This is a genomic window from Arthrobacter sp. ISL-48, assembly GCF_018613805.1.
Taxonomy (GTDB): Bacteria; Actinomycetota; Actinomycetes; order Actinomycetales; family Micrococcaceae; genus Arthrobacter.
This window is the reverse complement of the sequence record NZ_JAGGPL010000002.1, coordinates 1-25095: the sequence shown is the minus strand read 5'-3', so window position 1 is coordinate 25095 and position 25095 is coordinate 1. Positions and strand designations below refer to the sequence as shown.

At 63.6% G+C, this 25095-nt stretch carries 27 protein-coding genes and 1 pseudogene; 20 read left to right on the top strand and 8 right to left on the bottom strand.

The genetic code is table 11. The features are described from left to right. Positions 1-30: 30 nt before the first annotated feature. On the top strand, positions 31-801 hold the full coding sequence (locus J7E83_RS02430) for a GAF and ANTAR domain-containing protein (RefSeq protein WP_214958844.1): 771 nt from the start codon (positions 31-33) through the stop codon (positions 799-801). A 43-nt stretch (positions 802-844) separates the two neighbouring features. Here J7E83_RS02430 and J7E83_RS02425 read toward each other — a convergent pair whose 3' ends face one another. The 6 genes from J7E83_RS02425 to J7E83_RS02400 form a co-directional block, all read right to left on the bottom strand. Beyond that, entirely contained in the window at positions 845-1174 is a 330-nt protein-coding gene (locus J7E83_RS02425) for a GNAT family N-acetyltransferase (RefSeq protein WP_214958843.1), read from the bottom strand. After that, the gene (locus J7E83_RS02420; RefSeq protein WP_396020471.1) at positions 1171-2592 is read right to left on the bottom strand and encodes an acyltransferase; all 1422 of its coding nucleotides are present in this window, start codon (positions 2590-2592) and stop codon (positions 1171-1173) included. The genes J7E83_RS02425 and J7E83_RS02420 overlap by 4 nt, the downstream gene beginning before the upstream one ends. Positions 2593-2696: 104 nt before the next feature. Continuing rightward, complete coding sequence (locus J7E83_RS02415) at positions 2697-3101, bottom strand: DUF1304 domain-containing protein (protein WP_214958842.1); 405 nt, start codon at positions 3099-3101, stop codon at positions 2697-2699. Positions 3102-3150: 49 nt separating this feature from the next. Continuing rightward, positions 3151-4170 (bottom strand): LacI family DNA-binding transcriptional regulator, encoded by a 1020-nt coding sequence (locus tag J7E83_RS02410; protein ID WP_251043387.1) that lies wholly within the window; start codon positions 4168-4170, stop codon positions 3151-3153. Positions 4171-4187: 17 nt separating this feature from the next. After that, positions 4188-5768, bottom strand: a complete 1581-nt coding sequence (locus J7E83_RS02405) for a glycoside hydrolase 43 family protein (protein ID WP_214958840.1) — start codon at positions 5766-5768, stop codon at positions 4188-4190. After that, the gene (locus tag J7E83_RS02400) at positions 5765-6670 is read right to left on the bottom strand and encodes a DUF6807 family protein (protein WP_214958839.1); all 906 of its coding nucleotides are present in this window, start codon (positions 6668-6670) and stop codon (positions 5765-5767) included. Before J7E83_RS02400 ends, J7E83_RS02405 begins: the two co-directional genes overlap by 4 nt. Positions 6671-6981: 311 nt before the next feature. On the opposite strand from J7E83_RS02400, the gene J7E83_RS02395 reads away from it, so the two are divergent. The 6 genes from J7E83_RS02395 to J7E83_RS02370 all read left to right on the top strand — a co-directional run bounded on the left by J7E83_RS02395 (position 6982) and on the right by J7E83_RS02370 (position 14054). Beyond that, on the top strand, positions 6982-8286 hold the full coding sequence (locus J7E83_RS02395; protein WP_214958838.1) for an ABC transporter substrate-binding protein: 1305 nt from the start codon (positions 6982-6984) through the stop codon (positions 8284-8286). Positions 8287-8318: 32 nt separating this feature from the next. After that, positions 8319-9272 (top strand): carbohydrate ABC transporter permease, encoded by a 954-nt coding sequence (locus J7E83_RS02390; RefSeq protein WP_214958837.1) that lies wholly within the window; start codon positions 8319-8321, stop codon positions 9270-9272. 10 nt (positions 9273-9282) lie between these two features. Further along, positions 9283-10179 (top strand): carbohydrate ABC transporter permease, encoded by an 897-nt coding sequence (locus J7E83_RS02385; RefSeq protein WP_214958836.1) that lies wholly within the window; start codon positions 9283-9285, stop codon positions 10177-10179. Between the two features lie 89 nt (positions 10180-10268). Next, positions 10269-12278, top strand: coding sequence for a pectinesterase family protein (locus tag J7E83_RS02380; RefSeq protein WP_214958835.1), 2010 nt, complete (start codon positions 10269-10271; stop codon positions 12276-12278). Beyond that, positions 12247-13752 (top strand): right-handed parallel beta-helix repeat-containing protein, encoded by a 1506-nt coding sequence (locus J7E83_RS02375; protein ID WP_251043386.1) that lies wholly within the window; start codon positions 12247-12249, stop codon positions 13750-13752. Before J7E83_RS02380 ends, J7E83_RS02375 begins: the two co-directional genes overlap by 32 nt. A 92-nt stretch (positions 13753-13844) precedes the next feature. Continuing rightward, a complete protein-coding gene (locus J7E83_RS02370) occupies positions 13845-14054 on the top strand; it encodes a dodecin (RefSeq protein WP_214958833.1) in 210 nt (69 codons plus the stop codon). 73 nt (positions 14055-14127) lie between these two features. Here J7E83_RS02370 and J7E83_RS02365 read toward each other — a convergent pair whose 3' ends face one another. After that, the gene (locus tag J7E83_RS02365) at positions 14128-14346 is read right to left on the bottom strand and encodes a hypothetical protein (RefSeq protein ID WP_214958832.1); all 219 of its coding nucleotides are present in this window, start codon (positions 14344-14346) and stop codon (positions 14128-14130) included. A gap of 258 nt (positions 14347-14604) precedes the next feature. On the opposite strand from J7E83_RS02365, the gene J7E83_RS02360 reads away from it, so the two are divergent. Together J7E83_RS02360 and J7E83_RS02355 are read left to right on the top strand one after the other, a co-directional pair. After that, positions 14605-14901 carry a hypothetical protein gene (locus J7E83_RS02360; protein ID WP_214958831.1) on the top strand — a complete coding sequence of 99 codons (297 nt, stop codon included), beginning with the start codon at positions 14605-14607 and terminating at the stop codon, positions 14899-14901. A gap of 424 nt (positions 14902-15325) precedes the next feature. Further along, on the top strand, positions 15326-15571 hold the full coding sequence (locus J7E83_RS02355) for a hypothetical protein (RefSeq protein WP_214958830.1): 246 nt from the start codon (positions 15326-15328) through the stop codon (positions 15569-15571). A 6-nt stretch (positions 15572-15577) separates the two neighbouring features. On the opposite strand, the gene J7E83_RS02350 is transcribed toward J7E83_RS02355, so the two are convergent. After that, entirely contained in the window at positions 15578-16474 is an 897-nt protein-coding gene (locus J7E83_RS02350; protein ID WP_214958829.1) for a helix-turn-helix transcriptional regulator, read from the bottom strand. A gap of 199 nt (positions 16475-16673) precedes the next feature. Between J7E83_RS02350 and J7E83_RS02345 the strand changes: the two genes are divergently transcribed. The 11 genes and pseudogenes from J7E83_RS02345 to J7E83_RS02300 all read left to right on the top strand — a co-directional run. Further along, positions 16674-17495 carry an aldo/keto reductase gene (locus J7E83_RS02345; protein ID WP_214958828.1) on the top strand — a complete coding sequence of 274 codons (822 nt, stop codon included), beginning with the start codon at positions 16674-16676 and terminating at the stop codon, positions 17493-17495. Positions 17496-17522: 27 nt separating this feature from the next. Next, a complete protein-coding gene (locus J7E83_RS02340; RefSeq protein ID WP_214958827.1) occupies positions 17523-18494 on the top strand; it encodes an aldo/keto reductase in 972 nt (323 codons plus the stop codon). After that, positions 18488-19519 (top strand): NAD-dependent epimerase/dehydratase family protein, encoded by a 1032-nt coding sequence (locus J7E83_RS02335; RefSeq protein WP_214958826.1) that lies wholly within the window; start codon positions 18488-18490, stop codon positions 19517-19519. The genes J7E83_RS02340 and J7E83_RS02335 overlap by 7 nt, the downstream gene beginning before the upstream one ends. Positions 19520-19585: 66 nt before the next feature. Beyond that, complete coding sequence (locus tag J7E83_RS02330; RefSeq protein ID WP_214958825.1) at positions 19586-20419, top strand: aldo/keto reductase; 834 nt, start codon at positions 19586-19588, stop codon at positions 20417-20419. Between the two features lie 131 nt (positions 20420-20550). Continuing rightward, complete coding sequence (locus J7E83_RS02325) at positions 20551-20817, top strand: GlsB/YeaQ/YmgE family stress response membrane protein (RefSeq protein WP_214958824.1); 267 nt, start codon at positions 20551-20553, stop codon at positions 20815-20817. Between the two features lie 110 nt (positions 20818-20927). Beyond that, positions 20928-21386 carry a YtxH domain-containing protein gene (locus J7E83_RS02320; RefSeq protein WP_214958823.1) on the top strand — a complete coding sequence of 153 codons (459 nt, stop codon included), beginning with the start codon at positions 20928-20930 and terminating at the stop codon, positions 21384-21386. Between the two features lie 230 nt (positions 21387-21616). Continuing rightward, positions 21617-22390 carry an oxygenase MpaB family protein gene (locus tag J7E83_RS02315; RefSeq protein ID WP_214958822.1) on the top strand — a complete coding sequence of 258 codons (774 nt, stop codon included), beginning with the start codon at positions 21617-21619 and terminating at the stop codon, positions 22388-22390. Between the two features lie 48 nt (positions 22391-22438). Beyond that, positions 22439-23368 carry a DUF817 domain-containing protein gene (locus tag J7E83_RS02310; RefSeq protein ID WP_214958821.1) on the top strand — a complete coding sequence of 310 codons (930 nt, stop codon included), beginning with the start codon at positions 22439-22441 and terminating at the stop codon, positions 23366-23368. Positions 23369-23423: 55 nt separating this feature from the next. Continuing rightward, a pseudogene (locus J7E83_RS21490) lies at positions 23424-23534 on the top strand (DUF2510 domain-containing protein); the annotation flags it as partial. A gap of 66 nt (positions 23535-23600) precedes the next feature. Further along, positions 23601-24080: a hypothetical protein gene (locus J7E83_RS02305; protein WP_311379573.1), complete on the top strand. Its 480-nt coding sequence runs from the start codon at positions 23601-23603 to the stop codon at positions 24078-24080. A gap of 106 nt (positions 24081-24186) precedes the next feature. After that, a partial coding sequence (locus J7E83_RS02300; protein ID WP_214958819.1) for a DUF222 domain-containing protein occupies positions 24187-25095 on the top strand: 909 nt, incomplete at its 3' end.

Here is a 25095-nt window from a genome sequence, read left to right as displayed (position 1 = left end):
CTTTATTTGCGAGCAGCCATAGACTTAGTTATGGACAAATCAGCACTCGGCAGCGCACTCCGGTCGGAGGCCGCGGTGGCAGCCCAGCTGCAGAACCTCGTGGTGGACAGCAAGGACGTCAACGACTTCCTGGGCGAACTCTGCGACTATGCCGCCCGCGCAATCTCAGGTTCCATGGAGCTTCCTGTCGTATGCGCAGTCACGTTGAGCCGGCACCGCAGGACGACCACCGCGGCTTGGAGCGCGCCACAGGCGCGTCTAATGGACGAGATCCAACAGAATTTTGGCGACGGGCCGTGCCTTCACGCGATGAACACTGGGACAACGGTGCTCGTCCCGGACACCCGGAAGGACTCCCGCTGGCCGGAGTACGGGCAGGCTATCGCGGGAATGGGTCAGCTCAGTGTTCTGGCTGTTCCCCTTACGCTCGATGAGGATGCCAAGGCCGCGCTGAACATCTTCGCCCCCATCGTGAATGCGTTCGACTCCGGCGCCCTTGAGAGCGCGGAACTCTTCGCAGCGAATGCCCAGAGCGCCCTCCGGCTGGCGGTACGTGTCGCCACCGGACAACAGTTGGCCGCGGACCTCAGGGCAGCCATGGAGTCCAGGACTGCTATCGACCTGGCCGCAGGAATCATCATGGGCCAGAACCGGTGCCCGCAGGAGGAAGCCTTGGCCATCCTGGTCAAGGCGTCCAGCGGTCGGAACCAGAAGCTGAGGGTGGTAGCAGAGCAGATTGTCGCGTCGATCTCATCCGCGTCGATCTCATCAGAGAGCCGTCCTGTCACACACTTCGACTAGAACGTCGACTGGAACGCGAAGAACTCGTTGATAACCGTAACGGTCAGGCTTCGGGCCAGTCGACGTACTGTTTGTATCCCTCATGCTGGCGGACGTAGGGGGCCACAAACGGGTCATGGGGGATGATCCGCTTTCCGGAGGCCACCACGTCATCCAGGGCAAAGTGGACCAGCACCTTGCCCAGGCCTTGGCCCTTGAAGTCCTCAGTGGTTTCCGTGTGGGTGAAATCCACGTGCCCGGGCTTGTCCCGGAAGAAGGACCGTACGGCGATCTTCCCGTCCACCTGCAGCTCATAACAGTGGTGCGCATCATTCCTGGCGAGTGAGACGTCCGGGTTGAATTTGTCCTCTGCGGAAATCATGTTCTCAGTCATGGTTCGACACTGGCACTACTTCGCCCCGGTGGCAATACCCGGCCCGAGGGGCTGATCCCGGCACCTCCCACTGCCCTTCCCTCTGTCCCTCCCGGCCGCCCGCCAGCCTTCCCGTCGGGCCGCCGGGCAAGTGCTGACGCCTGTACCGGCACCCGTCCGGGCATCCGCCCAAGGAGCAGGACAGCGAGCATGAAACACGCCGCGCCGCCTCCCAGCAGCCCCAGCGTGAGGCCGTTGAGGGCGGCGTCCGCCACCGGAATGAAGACGACGACGACGGCAGTCACCACGGCGGCGGCGGGCCGGCCGCGGGTGTGGGCAGACGCCTTCGGACGCTCCTCAAGCCTTCCGAAAAGGGCAAGGACGGGAAGCAGGAGAGCGACCACGCCCATCAGGACCAGTGGCCGGGTCCACCACCAGGCGGCGGTGCCGGCGGCTGGTTGCGGGATGTCCGTGAGGAGCAGGAGCCCGGACATCGCCACGAGCAGCGGAAGGTGCCACAGGTAGACGGTCATCGAGCGGCGTCCAGCAACTGCCACTGCGGCACGGACGCAGCGCACCGCGGAGACCCAGCCGAGTCCGGAGCGGAACAGCTGAAGGGCGGCGGCCTGGGGCACGGCGAGCAGGAGCAGGCAGAGGTTCGGCGGGTTCAGGTTGACGAGCATGTTCCCCGGGTACAGGCCGAGTCCGGTTACGGCACCCAAAAGCAGATTTGCCCCAACGATCAGCGACAGGAGGCCGGAGCGGGAGAGTCGCGCAAAGTAGCCGTCCGCCATGAGGAAGCCGAGCTGCTGCACTGCGCACCACAGGAACACCAGGTTCGCGTAGGCGAGCAGCGGGAGGGCCCCGCGGACGCAATCGATAGTCACCACGAGGCCCGCCAGGGCGGCGAGGGTCAGCCAGGGGGCGCGGGCATGGAACCGGGCCAGCAGCGGAATGTTCAGCTGGGCTGCGAGGTAAGCCGCCAGGAACCACAGCGGCATCCCGGCCCCCGTGGTCATGAGCTGGACCACCTGTCCGTCGACGCCCAAAAGCAGCGCCGCCCAGAGCCCTGAAAACATGCAGGCCAGAAGTGCCGCCGCCGGCCGGACCAGGCGCAGGAGCCGGGCCTGGGCGAACTCAATGCCGGTGCCGCCTCCGGATTTCAGCCGCTTCCAGGACTGGAGGCCCGTGGTGCCGCCGGTGACAAAGAACAGCGGCATCACCATAAAAATCCAGATGACAGGCTCGAACCAATCCTGCTCTCCGAGGGTGTTTTCGCTGGTCACGGTTCCGTCCTGATCAAGGACGGGGCTCACCATCATGCAGTGACCCACCACTACCAACGCGAGGCAGAAGAAGCGGACCAGGTCAACAACCAGGTCGCGCTCATACGCTGGCCCGCGCGCCGGGCCAGGCGCCTGTTCCTTCAGACCATCCACGTGCGGATCCCTACAAAACGCCGGACGTTGCTGTTACCTCTATTGTCCGCCCGGCAAGCGGTGCCGGGGCGAATGCCGCGCTGCGTCTCCGCTGGTGCAGCGCCTTAGAGCGCAACCCCCACAATTCCCAGTACCACGGCGAGCAACGGCGCAGTGCCCTGGGTGGCGGCGGCCCGGAGGTACTTCTTCCCGCTCAAGGCCAGCACCAGGGCGGCGAGCAGCATGGAGCCGCAGCAGCTGAAGATCAGGGTCCAGCCCGCCACAGCCTGGGCCGAACCTTCAGAGGCAAAGGTGACGAACCCAATCCCGAGGAAGGCTCCCAAAGACAGGAACAGGTTATAGAAGCCCTGGTTGTAAGCCAGCGGCCTGGTGGTGTCGGCGTCGGCTTGGGACGCCACGCTGAAACGCTTCCAGGTGCCTGGGTTGGTCCACGTGAGCGACTCCATCGTGAAAATGTACACGTGGAGCAGTGCGGCAATGAACGCAAAAAGGAGGGAGGCCAGGATCATGGCTTGATCCTAGCCTCCCCCGCCCGGAGTTTTTCCCATCTATGGCGACTTACGGGGAAGTCTTGGAAGCAGGCGGGGCAGTGGTCCCGCGGATCACCAATTCAGTGGCCACCTCCAGGGCCACCGGAACCGCAGCCCCCTGCTGCTCGGTCACGATGCCAACGGCCATGGACGCCAGCTGTGCCAGCGGCTGCCGGACGGTGGTGAGAGGCGGCGACATCAGGGCAGCCTGGGCGATGTCGTCAAACCCCACGATGCTGAGGTCACCGGGAATCTTCAGTGATCGCTGGGCGGCTGCGTTCATGACCCCCAGGGCCTGAAGGTCGCTGCCCGTCACAATCGCTGTCGGAGGCTCGGGCAGATCCAGGAGGTCACCACCCAGGCGGAGGCCCGATTCGATACTGAAGTCACCGTCGCGCACCAGCTCGGGCAGGACGGGGAGCCCGGCGTCATGCAGGGCGGCGACATACGCTGCGTAACGGGCCAGGCCGTGCCCCGGGCTGTGCCCCCGGCCGGTGATGATGCCAATCCTGCGATGGCCCAGCCCTAGCAGATGCCCCACCGCTGCGAGGGCTCCGGAGAACGACGCCGGGCTGACGCTAGGGATGGTCAGCCCCTCACTCACCTCGGGGTCTATGGCGACTGCCGGAATATTAAGGCTCCGCAGCGTGATAACCAGCCGCGAGCCACTCCGGGGAGCCAGCAGCACCACGCCGGCCAGACGGTTGGCGGAAGATTCGCGGAGTTTCCGCCAACCTTCGGCGGTGGCGTGATCCGCCCTTGTGTAGGCGATGGCATAGCCCAGCCGGGAGGCGGCAGCCTCCACGCCTTCCATGGTTTCCAGAACCCAAGGCGAATCAAAATTGTTGACCACCAACTGCAGCAGCCCGGGCTGCGCCGCCGGGATGTTCCGCTTGGTGTAGTCAAGCTCCTCCAGAGCCTGGCGCACCTTGGCCCGTGTGGCCTCGGAGACATGTGAACGTCCGTTCAGGACCTTGGACACGGTGGGCACTGAAACCCCTGCCGCTGCGGCCACATCTGCGATCTTGGGGCGCGGAGTGGCGGTCAACGGGACGGTCCTTGCGGTCATGTGGAGGCGGCGGAGGCAAAGTGCGGAGACGCTGCCCGGCGGACCGGCGCAGTATCAACCCGCACGGGACCAACGATAACACTGCCTCCCTCCTGCGAACCGAGCGGGGACGTGGCGAACAGGCCCAGTTCCGCGCCGATCCATTTGCCTTCCACAACATCAAAATTCCAGCCCTGCACCTCCCACGGAAGGCCCGGCCCGGCACGCCAGGCAAAGGTGGAGCACGGCGTCCCGTCCGTCCGGATCTGCAGTTCGATCCGGGGGCCGTCCAGGGGCACCGGACGTCCAAGTGCCTGCTCGTGCGGACCTTCTCCGCCGGCACCGCTGCCCAACACATACCCGTCAGCGGTGCGGATAATTCCCAGCCAGGCATACTTCTGGCCCAGCACCACGACGCCGGCCCGGGTCCCCACCGGAACATCGTCAAGTTCCAGGGTTGCAGTGAAGGTGGACGGAGTACCCGGCAGGATCTGGCCCAGTACGTTGGGCAGCTCCCGCAAATTTACTGGATCATTGGCCTGCGGACGCAGCACCAGTTGCCCTCCCCCGCCCTGGAACGACCACGCTTCGCGAGGGTTCGCCTGCCAGTGCCACTGGGGTCCGAGCCACGGTGATGTGAAGCTGTCACTTGTTGGCGGAGCCACGTCCTCCGGAAGGGTACCCTCCGGGTAGGGGTGGCTGATCACCGGAACTCCAGGGCCGCCGTCGTCAGCGGGCTCCCCCATCCACGGCCAGCCATCGGCGTCCCAGCCCATGGGCTGCAGATGGACCACGCGGCCGTAAGGGCCGCGGTCCTGGAAATGCAGGAACCAGTCCTGGCCCTGAGGTGTGGAGACCCACGCCCCTTGGTGCGGCCCGTTGACTCCCGTGCTGCCCTGCTCCAGGACGCGCCGCCCTTCATAAGGGCCGAACGGGGACCGGGATCGGAACACAGACTGCCAGCCTGTGGCCACTCCGCCGGCCGGTGCAAAGATCCAATACCACCCGTCGCGTTTGTAAAATTTGGGCCCCTCAAGGGTGGTGTAGCCAGGGATGTCGCCGCCGTTTATCACGTGCGTGCCATTGTCCAGCAGGCGGCTGGCATCGGGGCTCATCCGGTGTACGGTGAGCCGGTTCTTGACACCGATCCTGCTCTGCGCCCAGCCATGCACGAGGTACGCCTTGCCGTCGTCGTCCCACAGCGGGCAGGGGTCTATGAGTCCTCGTCCTGCATACAGCAGATGCGGCGGGCTCCAGGGTCCCTCCGCTTTTTCAGCGCTCAACACAAAGATGCCGTGGTCCGCATCAGGGTAGAAGATCCAGAACCTTCCGTCGTGATGTCTCAGCGACGGCGCCCATACTCCGCTGCCATGGCGGACCAGCGAATAATGGCTGCCCTGCGGCAGCTCTGCGAGCGCGTGGCCGGCATGCTCCCAGTCCACGAGGTTGCGGGAGCGCAATACGGGGAGCCCCGGCACCCTGTTGAAGCTCGAGGCGATGAGGTAGTAGATGCCGTCCACCTGCACGGCATCAGGATCCGGCCAGTCACCGTTGAGGATGGGGTTGCTGTAGAGGGCCGTGGAGTTCCGGGCTGTCATGATGTCCTGTCGCGGGAGCTGAGGCGGTTGAGTCGGGGGTGCTGCTGGAGAAGTTCAAGGGCTCGGGCACCGGTGTCCACCGGGCCGTCATGGATCACGGCGTGCAGGCTCAGCCTCAGCGGGTGTGTGCGGTCTGCCCGCGCCGGTTCGGCCCATGCCACGGCGGGTCCCGCACCCAAGTAGCCGTCTGCCCGGATGAACCACGGAAGCAGACGGCCGGGTTCTTGCGCCAGGATGACGCTCACGGGCGCACTGTCGATCACCATCGTTACGGACAGCCAGCGCGACCGCGAGCCGTGGGCCGCTGCGTGGCCTGCACCGGCAGCGGAGAGAATAAGGGGATCGTTGCACCCCCGGACGAATCGCCAGAAGATGCCTCCGTAGCCGGCGCCTGTCCGGCCCTTGACGGCCGACGACGACACCACCAGGTGGTCCACGCGCGCAGTTGGAACTATCACGGAAGTCAGGGAAAGGCTCCAGCTGCCAGGTTCCGGATGGGCAAGGCTGTGGAAGCTCCGGCGCTCGACGGCGAGTTCGGCCCCGGTCTGCGACCGCCAGCTGACATTTCCTGCAGCTTCACCCTCGGAGTATTGCCAGCCCCACGGCACCTGGGTGCCATGGTTAGGAAGGAGCACAGGGCCGTCGCGGGCCGTAAAGGTGGATCCGCCCCAGAAGTTCGTTCCATTGAGGTCCGAGAAGGCTACCGACAATCCGAGGTGGTGCGGATGATCAGCGGGTTCGGCCTGAGTGACCGTTACGCCACGGAGCGACACCACCGGATGCATAAAGGGGCGCGGAGCACTGCTGACTGGCTGCGTGCGGCCGGCGTGGTGCGTCGCGAGCGGCCGCCCGCCAAGGGAAAGACCGGGGGCCGCAGTGGCCGGCGTGGTGTGGATGGCCAATCGGAGCCTCCTGTTGATGGATGTGCCTGGTTTCGTCCACGGTGGGATCAGCATAGCCAGAACAGAAAATGTCGGCAAGTGGTAAAGAAACTTTCTTTCGGGTTCTGAGTGGTCTTTTCGGGAATGTGTTGACAGTCACAGGGTTTTCTTGCTAGAAATCGTTTACTCGGAACTGAACACGATGCTTCTCCTGCTTCCTGAATCCAGGACACGAGCAAAGCCGATCAATATGTACAGAAACTTTCTGCGGATCGTCCTACCACCGCAATAATCCAAACCAGCCGTGCTACCCCTCAGAGAGGCGTCATTCGATGAAGAAGACAGCGAACACTCACATCCCACGCAGGATTGTCCTGGGCGCGGCACTTACTGCCGCGGGCCTGGCCCTTAGCGGCTGCGGCGGAGGCGCATCACCTGCCAGTGCTGGCGACGTCGAACTCAACTTCGTGTTCTGGGGTGACGCGAATCGGGCCAAGGTGACCGAAGAAGCACTGCGGATTTTCGAACAGAAGAACCCTGGCATCAAGGTCAAGACCGAGTACCAGGACAGCGGCCCGTATGCAGACAAGCTGGCCACCCGCTTTGCGGGCGGGAATCCGCCGGACGTACTCGCGATGGCGAACCGCAGTCTCCTTGAATACGCCCAGCGCGGCGCGCTGGCTGACCTCAAGAAGCTTCCGGAGCTCAAGCTCGACGCCGTGCCGGAGACCGTGCTCAGCCGAGGAACTGTCGACGGCAAGCTCTACGGCCTCGCTACCGGCGTGACCACCATCGGAATGGTGGTCAACAAGACCATTACCGACGAGGCCGGGGTGACCATTCCCGATGACAAGACTTGGAGCTGGGATGACTACGCCAAGTTCGCAAACGAGGTGACGCAAAAGACCGGCGGCAAGGTCTACGGGGCGGGCTATGACGTCGCCACCGAAACCGGACCGATCCTCCTCGCCCGCCAACGGGGCGAGGATTTTTACACTAAGGACAACAAGCTCGGCGTCAGTGAGGAAACCATCCGGGACTGGTTCCAATACAGCGTGGACCTCCGCAAAACGGGCGGATATCCGCCTGCCGGCTTCTTCGAGCAGATCGGCGGATCACCCGCCCAGTCTTACCTCGCCAAGGGCACCGTGGCCTCGCAGATCATTCCCATCAATAACTTCAAGGGTTACAACGACGCGGTGGAGGGCGACGTCGTCCTGCTGCGGATTCCTGGCGAAACCAGCGCCGAACGGAGGGGCTATTCCGCTGACCCCACCATGCTGTGGTCCATCGCCGCTAAGTCCAAGCACCCCAAGGAAGCTGCAAAGCTCGTCGACTTCCTGACCAACGACAGCGAGGGGGCGGCTCATACGCTCACCCAGCGAGGTGTGCCGATCAATCCGTCAGTGGCGGAGTCGATAACGGCCAAGCTGAGCACGGACGACAAGGCATTCGTGGACCTGATGGCCGCCATCCAGGAGGACGATCTCCCGCCGGCCTACGTCTACCCCAAGGGCGCCAGCCTAGTGGCGGACACCCTCAAGCAACTGGCTACGGAAGTGGAGTTCGGCCGAATCAGCCCAGCGGACGCGGCAAAGACCTTCCTTGAGAAAAGCAATGCAGCCATCAACAAGTAACCGAGCCGTCCTCCCGATTGGAGCCTGACACCATGTCAGTCCTGACCAAACAGCCCAAGGTCCTGCCGACGGGCCCCATGATGAACCAGCCGGGCCGGGGCGCGCGGAAGGTATCCCGGCGCAAACGCCAACGGTCCGGCTATCTCTTCCTGCTGCCGTGGTTCATCGGGATGCTGTTCACGGTCATCCCCTTCTTCGCATCGCTGTACCTTGCTTTCACTGACTACAACCTCTTCAACGAGCCCACCTGGGTGGGCCTGGCCAACTTCCAGGCCATGTTTGAGGATCCGCGGCTGTGGCAGTCGCTGAAGGTCACGTTCATCTACACCTTTGTATCGGTGCCCATATCGCTCGCCGCAGCACTGGCAGTGGCCCTGGTACTGAACCGCGGCATCAGGGGCCTGCCGATCTACCGGTCCGTCTATTACCTGCCCTCCCTCCTTGGCGGGAGCGTGGCGATCGTTATGCTGTGGCGCTACATCTTCGGCAACGACGGGATCGTGAACAGTTTCCTGGGGCTGTTCGGCATCCAGGGGCCGTCCTGGGTCACGGACCCGCAATTCTCCCTGACCACCCTGATCGTCCTTAACGTCTGGACCTTCGGTTCGCCCATGGTGATCTTCCTGGCCGGGCTCCGCCAGGTCCCGGCGATGTACTACGAGGCCGCGTCCATTGACGGGGCTTCGAAATGGCGCCAGTTCCGGAACATCACCATCCCGTTGATCAGTCCGATCATCTTCTTCAACCTAATCATGCAGCTGATCGGATCGTTCCAGACCTTCACCCAGGGCTATGTCATGAGCGGCGGGACCGGCGGCCCGGCGGACTCCACCCTTTTCTACAACCTTTACCTGTACCAGAAGGGCTTCACCGAGTTCGAGATGGGTTACGCCTCCGCCATGGCCTGGGTGCTGCTCATGATCATCGCGATTTTCACCGCGATCAACTTCATCGCTTCCAAGTTCTGGGTCTTCTACGACAATTAAGGCAACTGACATGGCTTTGCTCGATCTCCCTCTGACACGCAAGCAACGGACGCCTTCGGTCCCGGATGAGGAATCCGACGGCACTCCGGCCAAACGCTTCGCCAAGCACCTCATCCTCTGCCTGGTGGGGCTGGTGATGCTGTACCCGCTGCTGTGGCTCATCTCAAGCTCGGTAAAACCCAGCGAGGACATCTTCCGGCAACTCGGACTCTGGCCGCAGCACTGGAACTTCGCCAACTACGCTGAGGGCTGGACCGCCCTGGACCAGCCATTCCACGTCTACCTTTTCAACTCACTCATCATCGTGGTGCTGTCCATCGCGGGAAACATCTTCTCCTGCGCCCTGGCCGCCTACGCGTTCGCCCGGATGGAGTTCACGGGACGAAAGCTGTTCTTCACTCTGATGCTGGGAACGCTGATGCTGCCTGGACACGTACTCCTGGTGCCGCAGTACATCATCTTCTCCCAGCTTGGCTGGCTGGACACCTACCTTCCCTTGGTGGTTCCGAACTTCCTGGCCACCAACGCGTTCTTTATCTTCCTGATGGTCCAGTTCATGAAGTCCCTGCCCGTGGAACTCGACGACGCCGCGCAGATCGACGGCTGCGGACCCTTCAGGACGTTCCTCAAGGTGATCCTGCCTTTGTGCGTGCCGGCGATGGCCACCACCGCCATCTTCACCTTCATCTCCACCTGGAACGAATTCTTCGGGCCACTGATCTACATCCAAAACCAGGACCTCTACACCGTCCCGCTGGCGCTCCGGGCCTTCATGGACTCGGAGGGCCAGAGCATGTGGGGGCCCATGTTCGCCATGTCCGTGGTATCCATTGCCCCCATCATCGGCTTCTTCATCGCCGGTCAGAAATACCTCATCAGCGGCATCGCCACCACCGGGCTGAAGTAGGCCAGCCGCACCGTTTCTCCTATCGCATGACCGACTGGACACTGCCTGGCTAAACCCTGCCTGGCTATTACAAAACAAAGGAGTTTTGCATGAGCTTGCGACGACTATTAGGCGCGGCAACCGCCGTCGTTGTCCTGGGCGGCTTAACAGCTGTCCCTGCCCTCGCGGCACCCGCCGCTTCCCGGGCTGGTTCCCTGTCTCGGCCAGCGGCCTCAGAGGTAGCCGGAAACGCCGAAGCGATGTGGAAGCAGACCCCTGACGGGTTCGCGTCCCTTCCCGGGTACGGGCTGGACGGAACCACGGGCGGGCAGACAGGCCGCATCGTCAGTGCCTCCACCATCCAGGAGCTGACGGACTACGCGGCCTCCGGCGAACCGCTGGTAATCTTCGTCCGGGGCAGCCTCAAGGCTCCCCAGTATGTGAAGATCCCGGTGGCCGCGAACAAGAGCTTCATCGGGGTTGGCGCCGGCGCCGAGGTGGTCAACGCCGGCTTCAAGCTCATCAACGTATCCAACATCATCTTCCGCAATTTCACCGTCCGGGACTCCTACATCCCCGGCGACTGGGACGGCAAGCGGCCGGACAATGACCGGGACGGGATCCAACTGGACACCTCCCACCATGTCTGGGTGGACCACATGAAGTTCGAACGCCTGGGCGACGGGATGATCGACACCCGCAAGGACTCGGATTTCCTGACCTATTCGTGGAACGTCTTCGCAGACCACAACAAGGCCCTGGGGGTCGGCTGGACGCCCAACGCCGTAACCCACATGACCATCCACCACAACTGGATCCGCAACACCACCCAGCGCAATTTCAGCCTGGACAACACAGCCGCCGCCCACGTCTACAACAATTTCCTGCAGGACGTCGGCCAGTACGGCATGATGGGCCGCAACGCCGCCAAGGTAGTGGTTGAGGCCAATAACTTCTCGGCAGTCCAGGACCCCATCGTGGCCAAGGACCCCGCCACCGAAGTGGTAAACCGGGACAACATCTTCAACGGAACCCGCGGCCGCAAAGACAACGTGGGCGCAGCCTTTGACCCCACCCAGAATTACGCATACCAAAAGGACGACGCCGCCCGGGTACCGGAGATCGTGGCGGCCGGAGCGGGCCCCCGGGAGGACAGCGCACCCAACACTGCAACGGAAATCACGGTGGCCCTCGATGGTACCGGCGACTTCGCCAGCATCCAGGCAGCCATCGGCTCCATCCCCAGCGGCAGCACCCTGCCCCGAACCATCACAGTCAAGCCCGGCATCTACCGGGAATCCGTGAACATCTGGGCAGACCGGCCCAACCTCACCGTCCAGGGAGCCACCGCCAACCCCTCCGACGTCGTGATCACTTACGATCTCCCGGCAAACGGCGTGAAGTTCTTCGGCGGGACCTGGGGGGCGGGCGGCAGCGCCACCCTGAACGTCCTGGCTGCGGGCACGACGGTGCGGAACCTTACCGTTGAGAACGGCTATGACGAGGCCGCCAACGGTGGCAGCCAGGCTCTCGCGGTCCGGAGCGTGGCAGACCGGGTGACCTTCGACGGCACCCGGTTTCTGGGTAACCAGGACACCTACCTCGCCGACACGACCGGCCGCGACGCCACCGCAAGGACCTACCTCAAGAACTGCTACATCGAGGGCGACGTGGACTTCATCTACGGCCGTGGCACGGCGGTCTTCGATGGCTGCACCATCCATTCCCTGGACCGCGGAAGCGCCACCAACAATGGCTATATCGTGGCCCCCAGCACCAAGAACTCCAACCCCTTCGGCTTCCTGATCGTCGACAGCAACCTCACCTCGGACGCCGCTCCGGGAACCGTCAGCCTGGGACGGCCGTGGTTCGCGAGCAGTGATCCTGACGCCCACCCGATGGCCGTCATCCGCGACTCCGCGCTCGGCAGCCACATCGCTGTCCAAGGCTGGTCCGACATGAGCGGCCACCACTGGACGGAAGGCCGGTTCGCCGAATACAACAACCGCGGCCCTGGCTCTTACGTCAATGAATTCCATCCCCAGCTCTCGCCGGAGGATGCCCTCAAGTTCACCAAGGAGAAGTTCCTTGGCGATTGGACCCCGGAAGGACGTGGCTGAAATGGCACAGGCACATGAAGTGAACATTCGACGGCGGACCGTGCTCGCCGCAGGCCTGACGGCGAGCGCCCTGATGACGTCCGGCCTGCTCGGCCCGGCAGCGACCGCGGCGGGTCCGCATGGCTTGGACGCCGCCGTCGGCCCAAACGGCTTCGCTGAAGCCGGCCTGCCCATCAACCGTGCCCTTGGCGGCAGGGCCTGGACGGACGCACCGGAGGGGTTCGCGGGCGTCGCGGACCACGGTCGTTCCGGCACAAGTGGTGGTGAAGGCGGCCTCCTTGTCCATGCCAGCACGCCGGACCAGCTCAGGGTCTTCGCCAAAAGCGCCGAACCGCTGGTAGTGGTCCTGCACGGTGTGCTGGTGTTCCCGCAGTACGAGAAGCTGACGGTGACCGCCAACAAATCCTTCCTGGGAGCCGGCGAGGGCGCCACTGTGGTGAACGCCGGCTTCAAGCTCATCAACGTGTCCAACGTGATCTTCCGGAATTTCACGGTCCGGGACTCTTATATCCCTGGAGACTTTGTCGGCAAGAGGCCGGACAACGACAGGGATGGAATCCAGATGGATACCTGCACGCATGTCTGGGTGGACCACATGCACTTCACCCGGCTGGGTGATGGCCTGGTGGATATCCGCAAGGACTGCGACAACGTGACCCTCTCCTGGAACGTCTTCTCGGACCACAACAAAGCGCTGGGTGAGGGCTGGACCCAGAATGTGGTTACCCGGCTGACGATGCACCACAACTGGATCCGCAACACGCATCAGCGCAACGCGAGCCTGGACAACACCGCCGCTTCGCACGTCTACAACAACTACCTCGAAGACATCTCCAGCTACGGGATGCTCGGCCGGAACGCTGCCCTGCTGGTGGTCGAGGGAAACTACTTCCGGGACGTGAGGAATCCGCTTCACCACCAGGGCCCGGGAGGTGAGCTGGTGGCGCGGGACAATACCTTCGATCACTGCAGTGGCAACACTGGTGTGGAACGGGGAGCGGCTTTCGACCCGGCCGCGGCGTACTCCTACGAACTCACGCCGACGGCGGCCATTCCCGCCATTGTCCGCGGCTTCGCTGGCCCGTTGGGCGGAACCGTGCCGGAAGACCGGAGCGTCATCACGGTGGCGCTGGACGGCACCGGCGATTTCGCCAGCATCAGGGCGGCCGTGGGGTCGATCCGCTCGAACAACCCGGGTCCCGTCACGGTCCTGCTCCAACCGGGCACGTACCACGAGCCCGCCGTGATCTGGGGCGACAGGCGGAACGTGACCCTGGCCGGCGCCACAGGGCATGCTGCCGACGTAATCCTGACCAACAGCGAGGGCGTCACGTTGCTGGTTGCGGCTAACGGTTCTGCAGTGCGGGATCTCACCGTCACCTCGGACATGGTTCAGGACGGGAACGTGCTGAAGACCACGGGCCGGAACGTCAGCTACGCCAACGTCACGGTGCTTAACGGCACCCAAGGCTAGGCAGGAAGGGTCTGGCCAAGGCTCCTGAAGTCCTACTAGTCTCAAAGAACGGCCCGCAACCGGGGACTCGAAGGCGATCACGAGGAGCGAAGTTGTCCAACCATACGTACAGCATTTCTGAAATTGTCGGTACCTCCGAAGAAGGTGTCGACGCGGCAGTCCGGAACGGTATCGCCGAGGCCGCCAAGACCCTGCGCAACCTTGACTGGTTCGAGGTGAAGGAAGTCCGCGGTCACCTTGAAGACGGAAAAATCGCGGACTGGCAGGTGACGATTAAGATCGGTTTCCGCCTGGAACGGTGACCCACGCTCTAACTGGACAATGATGGCCGCGCCCCAAGGGCGCGGCCATCATTGCGTTCGTGCCAGGTGCTGTTCAGTTGGACGAGACGATGCCTGCGGTGCGACGGCGCCAAACCGTAGCGACGCCGTCGAATGCAGGGAACACGTGCCCTTCGAAGAAGGACTCAACCACACGGGGATCAGAGTCGGGGCTCCAGAGCCCGGAGACCGGGCAGTGCGAGCCGGTGGTTGTGGCCGGGCCGGTGCCGGCGGCAGAGGCCTGGCGTTCCTTGAGCAGGGAGATGCGTTTCATCTTTGAGACCATCCTTGGCAGAGAAAAGTGTGTCCCTCCAGCCTAGGAAATCGCGGGACGCCGCCCAATGGGCTGATGGCCAGAATCACCAGGACCGGCTGGCCAATCGCACAGACCCCAGAGCGGATGGGGTTTCCCCACTCCCTTGTCCCGACGGAAATCTGCCAATGATCTGCCAGGGCCAGGCCCTAACACTGGCCTTGGGCGCTGGCTCGCACCTACACTCAAGGTTTCAGCCCGGCTGGCAAGGAGGCCCGGATGCCTGCACTGTTGATCGCCCGGTTCCGTGGCGACGTCGACGAGTTGACGCGCGCCTATGACCGCGTCCACAAAGTGATCATGGACGCAGGTGGGGCACCGGGCGAGCTGCGCCACCATTGTGCGGTAGGAGACGACTCCCTGTATCTGGTCGGTGTATGGGAGTCCGAGGAACTACTCGCGGCACGCTTCGCGAGTGAAGGCTTTCAAAGAATCCTCGCAGAAGCCGGCTTCCCCTCCACCGAGGATGCGGAGATCACAGTGCTCCACCTTCATGCCATTGAGCCGCCGCTGTGAGTATGGTCTAACCCGTCCTGTGCACCACTGGACTGCCTCCCAGCGAACCCCCAAGATGCCCCGCTATCGTTCGGGCTAGTTGCTTTAGTCAACTTCCGGCACTTTGGTCGGATTGATTCCTAGATTTGGAGCATGGTGGGGATAAATTACGCTCAGTTGCTGGAAGCCGGCCGGGCCAGGCTGCCCGCCTTACCGGAGGCGTTGCCGCCGCTCAGGCCGCGGCAATGACTAATGGAAGGCAGTGACGTGTGAGGGTCCGGCCTGCCCGGGTTAAGGGCACGAAGCTCATGCTCGCTTGGATGGTTATATCGTTCCTCGCCTCAGTCTCCTTTCTTGCTGGTGCCGTCAGCCACCCTGGGGTCGGCACTCTTTGGGTCGCCAGCCTTATCTGGGGCGCCACCGGTGTGCTCGCGGGGTTGAGGGTGTGGGTCCGGCGCAGGGTCGCAACGGGCGACCGGAGACCGGGGACCACATGATCGTGGCGCTGGAGGACATCGGCGCAGCAGTGCGCAGCGCACGCGAGGAACTGAAGCAAGACCAGCCCGTCGCAACCGTCACTTGGCGCCGGGCAGGAACGCTCGTCAACGTCGCCTGGGTGGTCTTCGATCTGCTGATCCTCAGTGTGATCGTCCGGGCCGCCCTCTACAAAGGCCCCACTCCGAAGGGCTGAACGTTCTCAGCCGTCAGACGCGGCCGGCGGAAACGCTTCGGCAGCCAACCGCTGCTGTTCCGGCTGGGCATCGGCTCCGAGGCTGCCCAGCAGAGCCAAGGCATCCGACGACGGCGACCCCGGCTTGGCGGAGTAGACCCGGAGGAACTGATCCGGGTCGTCCGGGAGGACGAGGTTCTCAAAGTTCAGTTCCAGATCGCCGACGGCGGGATGATGGAGCCGGACGCTGCCTGCGGACCGCGTTGCCACCCTGTGCCCTGCCCACCACTGGCGGAAATGCTCGCTGTGGACTGCAAGCTCACCCACCAGCTGGTTGGCCTGCGCGTCATTGGGGTGCCGCCCCACGTCGAGCCGGAGTGCACCCGCAGCTTCCGCGGCGACGGTCTTCCAGTCCCTGAACAGCTCCCGTGCCTGGGGATCCAGGATCAGCCAGCGGGTCAGGTTTCGCTCCCGGGCGGGAAGCTCCAGGAAATCCGTGAACAGCAGGGAAGCCATTCGGTTCCCGGCCAGGACGTCCGTGCGACGGCCCAGGACCAGCGCCGGGACGTCCCCCACCGCTTCCAGGAGCTGGCGGAGGGCAGGGCGCACGGCCTGGGCAGTGCCGGGAGACCGCGTCGTGACGGCACAGTTTTCCAATAGGTCCATCATGTGCGCATGCTCACTGCCGTCCAGGCGGAGCGCACGGGACACGGAATCCAGCACTGCCCGTGACGGATGAATGTTCCTGCCCTGTTCCAGGCGGATGTAGTAGTCAGTGCTGACGCCGGCCAGCCGGGCAACCTCCTCACGCCGGAGCCCGGGAACCCGGCGCGCGCCGGAAGTACCCTCAGCTCCTGCATCCTCGGGACTCAACCGGGACCGCATGGCTTTCAGGAATTTTCCGAACTCTGCGCTCTGACCCATGCAGCCTATTCTGCCTGCCTGCAGGTTCGGTTGCCACAGTGAAGGTAGGACTGCCAGTCCTAGGAAAAACAGGGACAGGCTCAGCTGCTGACTCGAGCGGCAAAAGTGCATAGGCTCAGGACAGAGCCTGTACGAAAGCGTTTTCTCATGAGTGAAGTCACGGTACGAAACAGCACCATCCGTAAGCAAGGAGCACACCATGTCAGAACTGACACTGAACAACGGCGTCACCATTCCCCAACTGGGCCTCGGCGTTTTCCAGGTCCCGCCGGAAGACACCCAGCGGATCGTTGAGGATGCGCTGGCCGCCGGATACCGCCACATCGACACGGCCGCGGGCTACCGCAACGAGGCAGGAGTCGGCGCAGCCATCGCCGCCTCCGGAATCCCGCGTGAGGAAATCTTCGTCACCACCAAGCTCCGCAACGGCGAGCAGGCCCGCGCCCAGGAAGCGTTCCAGAACAGCCGCAAGGCGCTGGGCCTGGACTTCGTCGACCTGTACCTGATTCACTGGCCGGTCCCTTCGCAGGGCCTGTATGTCCAGGCGTGGAAGGAAATGGAACGCCTGTACGCCAACAACCAGATCCGCGCCATCGGTGTGTCCAACTTCCTCTCTGAGCACCTGGACACCCTGCTGGAATCGGCGGAAGTTGTTCCGGCCGTGAACCAGGTCGAACTGCACCCCAGCTACCAGCAGGCGGAATTGGCAGCCAAGTGCCGCTCCCTGGGCATAGCGGTGGAGGCCTACAGCCCGTTGGGCCAGGGCGGTGACCTCAACGGGAATGCCGTTACGGCCATCGCCCAAGCCCACAACGCCACAACGGCGCAGGTGGTACTTGCGTGGCACCTGGCGGCCGGGACCATCGTCATCCCGAAGTCGGCAGATTCAGCCCGTCTCCGGGAGAACTTCGCCGCGTCGTCACTGACCCTCACCGACGCCGAACTCGCCTCCATCACCGCGCTGGAGTCCGGGGCGCGCATCGGCTCCGATCCCGCCGTCGCTTCCTTCACCCAGCTCTGATCCTCCACAACCCAAAGGATGAACCAAATGCAGTACACGCACCTTGGCCGGTCCGGCCTCAAGGTTTCCCGCCTCTGCCTCGGCACCATGAACTTCGGACCTCAGACGGAGGAGGCCGATGCCCACTCCATCATGGACTCTGCCCTGGACTCGGGCATTAACTTCTTCGACACCGCAAATGTGTATGGCGGGACCGGGCACCGCGGCTGGACGGAAGAGATCATCGGCCGCTGGTTCGCGCAGGGCGGCGAGCGCCGCGAACGGACAGTTCTGGCCACCAAGCTCTACGGCACCATGACGGACCGGCCCAATGAATCCAAGCTCTCGGCCCTGAACATTCGCCGGGCGCTGGACGCAAGCCTCAAGCGCCTCCAGACGGACTACATCGATATCTACCAGTTCCACCACATCGACAGGGACACTCCGTGGGACGAAATCTGGCAGGCCATCGAAGTCGCCGTGCAGCAGGGCAAGATCCTGTACTCCGGCAGCAGCAACTTTGCCGGCTGGCACATCGCCCAGGCCCAGGAGGCTGCGCGGCGCCGCAACTACACCGGCCTGGTCAGCGAACAGTCCATCTACAACCTGTTCCGCCGGGAACTGGAACTTGAAGTCATTCCGGCGGCGCAGCAGTACGGGCTGGGGCTCCTCCCGTGGTCACCGCTTCAGGGCGGGCTGCTGGGCGGAGTGCTGAAGAAGGAACGCCAAGGAGTCCGCCGCGCTGAGGGCCGGGCACTGGAAACGCTCAAGAAGCACCAGGACCAGATCCGCCAGTACGAGGAGTTGGCTGACGACCTGGGCTACGAACCCGGCGACATCGCCCTCGCCTGGCTGCTTCACCAGCCCGCCGTCACCGCGCCGATCGTGGGACCGCGCACACAGGAACAGCTCGACGCCGCCATCCGCGCCTTGGACGTCACGCTCGACGCCGATACCCTCAAGCGGCTTGACGATATCTTCCCGGGACACCGCACAGCACCGGAAGATTACGCGTGGTAACCCCACTAGTTTTGGAGGCCGACACGGTGGCGCCGAGGGACATTCTCTTCATCGGCGGCACCGGGGTCATCAGCGCGGCGGCGGCAGAGCGCGCCGTCGCGCTGGGGCACCGGTTGACTATCCTCAACCGGGGCAAGTCGACGGACAGGCCAGTGCCGGATGGGGCCGAGGTCCTGCAGGCGGACGTACGCGACGCTTCCGCTGTGCGGGAAGTACTAGGTGGAAGGGAGTTCGACGCCGTTGCGGACTTTATTGCCTTCACTCCTGACCACGCCCGGGCCAGCATGGAACTGTTCCGGGGCAGGACCGGCCAGTACGTGTTCATCAGTTCAGCCTCCGCGTACCAGAAGCCTCCCATCCGGCTGCCTATCCTCGAATCCACTCCCCTGAAGAACCCGTTCTGGCAGTACTCACGCGACAAGATCGCGTGCGAGGACCTGCTGTTCCAGGCCTACCGCTCGGATGATTTCCCGCTCACTGTGGTGCGTCCCTCCCACACCTACGACCGGACCAAGATCGCCATGGTGGGCGGCTGGACGGACATCCACCGGATGCGCACCGGGCTGCCGGTGATGGTGCACGGAGATGGCACGTCGCTCTGGACCCTGACCCACAGCAGGGACTTTGCCAAGGCCTTTGTCGGGCTCCTGGGCCGGCCCCAGGCCGTGGGCGAGAGCTACACCATCACCTCCGACGAATACCTGCCGTGGAATCAGATCTACGGCCTCTTTGCACGGGCGGCTGGCGTTCCCGAGCCCGAACTGGTCCACGTGGCCTCGGAAACCATCGCAGCCCACAGTGACGAACTGGGGCCCAACCTGCTGGGTGACAGGTCCCACTCCGTGGTGTTCGACAACACGAAGATCAAGTCCCTGGTGCCGGGTTACACGGCCACCATTCCGTTCGCGGACGGCGCGCGGGAGATCGTGGCTTGGTATGACGGCCATCCTGAACTGCAGGTGGTGGATCAGCGGTTCATGAAGCTGAGCGACCAGCTGCTCAGCTGGGCACGCAAGCCCATCTAACCGGGCGAAGCCCTAATTCCGGGCGATTCGAGGCCAGGACTGTCCAAACCGGGAGACACTGTTGAAATGACACTTGCACCGCTCATCAAACTCAATGACGGCCACGCCATCCCACAGTTGGGGCTGGGCACCTGGCCGCTGGACGACGATCAGGTGGCTACCGCCGTCGTACATGCCGTGGAAGCCGGGTACCGGCACATCGATACCGCCGTGAAATACGGCAACGAGGAAGGGGTGGGAAACGGCATCCTTGCCAGCGGAGTGGACCGCGGTGAACTGTTCGTCACCACCAAACTGGATGGCCAGTTCCAGGGGCAGGACCGGGCCGTGGAAGGGCTGGAAGGTTCGCTTAAACGGCTGAAGCTGGACTACGTGGATTTGCTGCTGATCCACTGGCCGCTTCCCCAGCGGGACGAATTCATTTCCACCTGGAAGACGTTTGAGCGGCTGCAGGCGGAGGGGAAGGCAAGGTCCATCGGCGTCTCCAATTTCAAACGGGCCCATCTTGAGCGGCTGATGGCCGAATGCGAGGTGGTGCCGGCGGTGAACCAGATCCAGCTCAGCCCGGCCATCACCCGGGTGGCTGAACGGGAGTTCCACACCAGGCACGGCATCGTGACCGAGGCGTACAGCCCGCTCGGCGGCTCGGGTGCCAGCCTGTTGGACGCGCCCGTCCTTGCCCAGCTCGGCGAAAAATACGGCAAAACACCCGGTCAGCTGGTACTGCGGTGGCATATCCAGCAGGGCATTGTGACCATTCCAAAATCGGGTAATCCTGACCGGATAGCGGAGAACCTGGATGTCTTCGATTTCGCCCTGGATCCCCAGGATCTAGCGGAAATTGCCATCCTCGAGGAGGGTCCGGGCGCCGGAAATGATTCGGACGTGACGGGGCACTGAACTGACTCTGCTGCCCGTAACCTTCGAAGAGCCGAGTGGCGAAAATAAAGTAAGCATGATTACTATTGAGGCGAAAGGACGAAGCGTGCCCGGGATCCGGGTACCTCCTTTAGAGGAAGAGGGAACGACAAATGGGTTTTTTTGCATTTCTGATTCTGGGCCTAATTGCTGGTGCGATCGCTAAGGCGATCCTCCCGGGCCGGCAGGGTGGCGGCATTTTCATCACCTTGCTGCTGGGCGTCGTAGGAGCATTCCTCGGCGGCTGGATCGGCGGACTGATCTTCGGCACCGGACTGCAGGAGTTCTTCTCCCTGCAGACCTGGCTGCTCGCGATTGGCGGCGCCATCATCGTGCTGCTCGTCTACGGCATGATCACCAAGCGGAGCGTCCGCAGCTAACTGCGGCACTCGGCCAGGAAACCGGCCCAGGGGCACAATCCCTGGGCCGGTTTTCCATCTCCCGGCCGCACGGCCGGGCTTGAAACCTTCTCACAGAGCAGGAGTTCATCATGAAATCGAAACTTCTTTTGGGCGTTGGAATCGCGGCGGGCTACGTCCTGGGATCGCGGTCCGGGCGGGCAGCATATGACAAGCTAAAGGCCAGGGCGGCGGGGATCTGGGACAGCAAGCCTGTCCAGGACAAGGTTGCCGCGGCCACGGAGGTAATCAAGGAAAAAGCCCCCGAGGTAGCTGACCAGCTGGGTGAGGCAGCCCGCCGAGCCGGCACCGTCATTGGCTCGGCAATACACCACGACGACGCCTCCAGTAACGGCAAGATCAACAAGACAGAGACGTCCGACGCCGGCGCCACCTTGGGTGCGTCTGGTGCCGGCTCGGTCGGCACTGGCTCCGCCGATGACCACATTCCGGCCCACAGCACCCACCCGGAAACCCTCAACCTCGGCACGTCCGACGAAGCAGGGGCAACTCCGGCAGGTGGCACAAGCATGGATCCCAAGAGGGACTGATCTCGGGTTCTGCGAACGGACGTTACGGGTGCGCCCGGTCCTGACCGGAAGCCAACTCTTGGACTGTGCTAAAACTGAATGGCCTTGCTGGCCGTCGCGATCCTTGGGGGACGCGGCGGCCGGCGTCGTCTTGGCCACCTTGACGATTGCGTTTAGCGCGAGACGGGGGCCGCTACCTGGCTGAAGAAGCCCGGTCCACCTGACTGTGACCTCTCAGGTAGGGTGAGGTCATGGTGCGTGGTCTTGCCAACATCGGTGCGGAAAGCGTTTTGCTCGTGGGAGCAGGCCGTGCCATTTTGATGCAGATCGCCAACCCTGCGGTAGGCCACGGCGTCGCCGAGCACAGCAGCTTCGCCGAACATCCCCTCGACCGGCTCCGGGCCACCATGACTTACGTCTATGCAGTGGTTTATGGCACGGAGGATCAGCTCGCTGCCGCGCGCCGCAGGGTGAATCGCGCGCATGCCCGCGTGCGCCGTGAGGCCGACTCCCACTCCCAGGGGTATAGCGCCTTTGACGCGCAATCGCAGCTTTGGGTGGTAGCAACTCTGTATGACACGGTCGTGACCGTCTACGAGAAGATTTATGGCGATCTGGATGAGGAAACGGCAGACCGCGTCTATCGCGATTATGCGCGAATCGGGACAAGCTTGCAGCTCCCGGAGGAGTTGTGGCCGGCCGACCGTGAGGCGTTCGGCGCTTACTGGAGCGAATGCCTGCAAATGCTTGGAACGGACGCCGTAACTCTCCGCCTTGCCCACGACCTGCTTCACCCCCCGGGCGGGCCGCTCTGGCTTCGCATCATCATGCCGCCGGCCCGCTTCATCACCGCCGGGCTGCTGCCTGACCAGCTTCGCGAGGGCTTCGGGCTGCCCTGGAGCGCCCGTCACAGGCGCCGCTTCGACCGCACCATGCGAACCTTCGGGATGGTATATCGGCCGCTGCCGCAGCGGATCCGGCACTGGTTCAAAAACTACTACCTGGCCCAGCTTGAAACAGCCTAGGGCTCGCCCCTGGCCTCAACCAGCGCCTTGTCGGAGAGCAGAGGACGAATGCGCGGCTTCACATCCCTGGAGCATTCCATCGACCAACGTGCTCACCGGTTTCTGGACAACGCCCCGGCAAGCGGGATCCGTTCCGGATTCATCGCGTTTGTTGTCTTCGGCCTCAAGCAGGCCTGGGCGTGCATCTTCGGCGCGCTGCTCCTAGCAGTCATCCTTGCGGCACGCCTTTGGTATCCCGCCGACGCAGGGATGGCCAGAAACGATTTCCTGACGCTCGCCGCCGTCGCCATCCAAATCCTAATGGTTGCCTCACGGCTGGAGACTCCCCGTGAGCTCCGGGTGATTGCCCTCTTTCACTTGGTGGGAACGGCCATGGAACTGTTCAAGACCGACGTCGGGTCGTGGTCCTATGACGCAGAAGGTTTCCTGCGCATCGGGGCAGTTCCACTTTTCAGCGGGTTCATGTATGCGGCGGTCGGTTCCTACATGGTGCGCGTCTACCGGCTCTTCGACCTGCGCTTCACCAGGTACCCGCGACGTTGGATCACGGCGATCCTGGCCGCGGCCATCTACCTGAACTTCTTCGCCCACCACTACATCCCGGACGGTCGCTGGGTCCTGCTGGCCGCCGTCGTCATCATCTACGGCCGGTGCGTCATGCACTTCCGCGTGTTCCGCAGGCAATTCCGGATGCCCTTGATTCTGGCGTTTCTGCTCGTAGCGCTCTTCATTTGGATTGCCGAGAACATCGCAACATGGTCGGGGGCCTGGCTTTATCCCAGCCAACTGAACGGCTGGCACATGGTTTCCTCCGACAAACTGGCCTCCTGGTTTCTGCTGATGATCATCTCTGTGGTGCTCGTGGCATGGGTCTATAAACCGTTTCCACCTGAAAAGACCGGAATGACCGGCACCCAGGCGACGGGAGCCAGTGAGCCGCCAAAGGTTCCGGCGTCGACAACGGAAGGGAAGGTTTGAGAAGCTTCATCCTGAACCACCATCCCCGCCGTTCAGGCGAGAAGGGCACACAAAGATGAGCAATCCCACCCACGGTCCAACCCCACCTCCTGCCTGGCACCCCGACCCGGCTGGCTCAGGACGGCTCCGCTGGTGGGATGGCGCGGCTTGGACCGACCAATTCGGTGCACAGTATCCGCCCGCATACTCGCCCGGCCTCCAAGTACCTGGCTCTTACGCGACTGCACCCTACGTGCCTGAGCGCCCCCTCATCAGCAACGAGACGCCGGTCTACAAGCCGCTGATCTGGATCATCACGCTGCTCCCGCTGGTGTCGATAGTCCTGTTGCTGGCGTGGAACCCCCAGTTCCGCATCGTCTATATCGGCAGCCGCGGCACGCCCACTGTCGACCCGGCGTCGATCTTCACGCCCGTATATTTCCTTCTCGCCTTTTCCGGCTTCGTCATTTACGGCGTCTCGGTGCTGCTTGCCTATTTCGACAGTGAACAGCTCAAGCGCGACGGCGTGCTCAGGCCGTTCCATTGGGCCTGGAGCTTCCTCGGCGGCTCGGTTTACGTCATTGGCCGCTCGGTGATCGTCCATAAAGTCGCGCCAGGGCGCGGGCTCGTGCCCATCTGGGTGCTGATCGGCGTTATCGTCCTCAGCATCGTCGTGTCGACCATCAAAATGTCAGCACTGATGTCGTCGATGATTTCGTCTATCCCGAGCTGAACGCACTTAGCCGACGAACTGCGGTATCCTCTCCACCGCATGCTGTGGGAGCCCTCCCATAAATCGCAGCCCCGTTATTGTCAGACCCTCCTGACAGAGTATTCCTATGGAAGCCATTGGGGGTCAGCTTGCGGAGTTCGGCGGCTCTACCGCCGTGCTGAGGCGCACTGCCGCTGGTTTTGACCATGGTTCGGGGTCCGACCTCAGTGGGGCGGCGCCTGTGAGTTTCGCGCAGGCCGTTTCACTCGTGAACGGCGCCGCCGGGTCTGCTGCTGATGAGCTGGCGCTGGCCGGCTACGTCGAGGCGGCGGATTTCGCCGGGCTTGTCGAAGAACTCTCCCGGACCGTGGACTACCTGCAGATCCTTGCCGCCGGAGCGGTGGACCGCACCCGCACCAAGGCCATCACCGCAGCGGCAGCAACCCGGACCAGCCGGACAGGCGGCCACACGGGCTGGATCACCGGCTGGAACAACGGAACCGAAACCCTGGACGAAACCGACGCCGCCTGGCCCGCCACCGGTCCCAGCACCACCGCTGACACCACCAGGGCCGTTCCGCACTCACCGGCGGATGACGGGTGCCGGAACACCGCCGAGTTCCTCCGGACCAGGCTCAGGATCGGCATCACCGAAGCCCGCCGCCGCCTCCACCTCGCCCAGCACACCCTGCCCGCCACCACCCTCACCGGGGACCGGACCCCGCCAGCCCTGGAACACCTCGCCGCAGCACTCACCCCGACGCCTCCGGACCCCCACGCCCCCGATGCCGGTGACGATGCCGAACCTATGGCGGTCGCAGCCCCCGAAGTCACCGCCCCTACCGTGTCTTCCAGGGCCGGGACCATCATCACCACCACCCTGGACCGCCTCAAACACCACACCACCCCCGAAACCCTCGCCCGGATCGAAGAGCACCTCACCCGCACCGCCACCACCGCCGACCCAGACTTCCTCGCCCGCGTCGGACGACGCTGGGCCGACACCATCGACGCAGACGGCACCGAACCCACCGAA

Bases quoted from the DNA above. Each gene is read 5' to 3' on its own strand.
- J7E83_RS02430 (WP_214958844.1), top strand. From the start codon at position 31: ATGGACAAATCAGCACTCGGCAGCGCACTCCGGTCGGAGGCCGCGGTG.
- J7E83_RS02425 (WP_214958843.1), bottom strand. From the start codon at position 1,174: ATGACTGAGAACATGATTTCCGCAGAGGACAAATTCAACCCGGACGTC.
- J7E83_RS02415 (WP_214958842.1), bottom strand. From the start codon at position 3,101: ATGATCCTGGCCTCCCTCCTTTTTGCGTTCATTGCCGCACTGCTCCAC.
- J7E83_RS02405 (WP_214958840.1), bottom strand. From the start codon at position 5,768: ATGACAGCCCGGAACTCCACGGCCCTCTACAGCAACCCCATCCTCAAC.
- J7E83_RS02395 (WP_214958838.1), top strand. From the start codon at position 6,982: ATGAAGAAGACAGCGAACACTCACATCCCACGCAGGATTGTCCTGGGC.
- J7E83_RS02390 (WP_214958837.1), top strand. From the start codon at position 8,319: ATGTCAGTCCTGACCAAACAGCCCAAGGTCCTGCCGACGGGCCCCATG.
- J7E83_RS02385 (WP_214958836.1), top strand. From the start codon at position 9,283: ATGGCTTTGCTCGATCTCCCTCTGACACGCAAGCAACGGACGCCTTCG.
- J7E83_RS02380 (WP_214958835.1), top strand. From the start codon at position 10,269: ATGAGCTTGCGACGACTATTAGGCGCGGCAACCGCCGTCGTTGTCCTG.
- J7E83_RS02365 (WP_214958832.1), bottom strand. From the start codon at position 14,346: ATGAAACGCATCTCCCTGCTCAAGGAACGCCAGGCCTCTGCCGCCGGC.
- J7E83_RS02360 (WP_214958831.1), top strand. From the start codon at position 14,605: ATGCCTGCACTGTTGATCGCCCGGTTCCGTGGCGACGTCGACGAGTTG.
- J7E83_RS02350 (WP_214958829.1), bottom strand. From the start codon at position 16,474: ATGGGTCAGAGCGCAGAGTTCGGAAAATTCCTGAAAGCCATGCGGTCC.
- J7E83_RS02345 (WP_214958828.1), top strand. From the start codon at position 16,674: ATGTCAGAACTGACACTGAACAACGGCGTCACCATTCCCCAACTGGGC.
- J7E83_RS02340 (WP_214958827.1), top strand. From the start codon at position 17,523: ATGCAGTACACGCACCTTGGCCGGTCCGGCCTCAAGGTTTCCCGCCTC.
- J7E83_RS02330 (WP_214958825.1), top strand. From the start codon at position 19,586: ATGACACTTGCACCGCTCATCAAACTCAATGACGGCCACGCCATCCCA.
- J7E83_RS02325 (WP_214958824.1), top strand. From the start codon at position 20,551: ATGGGTTTTTTTGCATTTCTGATTCTGGGCCTAATTGCTGGTGCGATC.
- J7E83_RS02320 (WP_214958823.1), top strand. From the start codon at position 20,928: ATGAAATCGAAACTTCTTTTGGGCGTTGGAATCGCGGCGGGCTACGTC.
- J7E83_RS02315 (WP_214958822.1), top strand. From the start codon at position 21,617: ATGGTGCGTGGTCTTGCCAACATCGGTGCGGAAAGCGTTTTGCTCGTG.
- J7E83_RS02310 (WP_214958821.1), top strand. From the start codon at position 22,439: ATGCGCGGCTTCACATCCCTGGAGCATTCCATCGACCAACGTGCTCAC.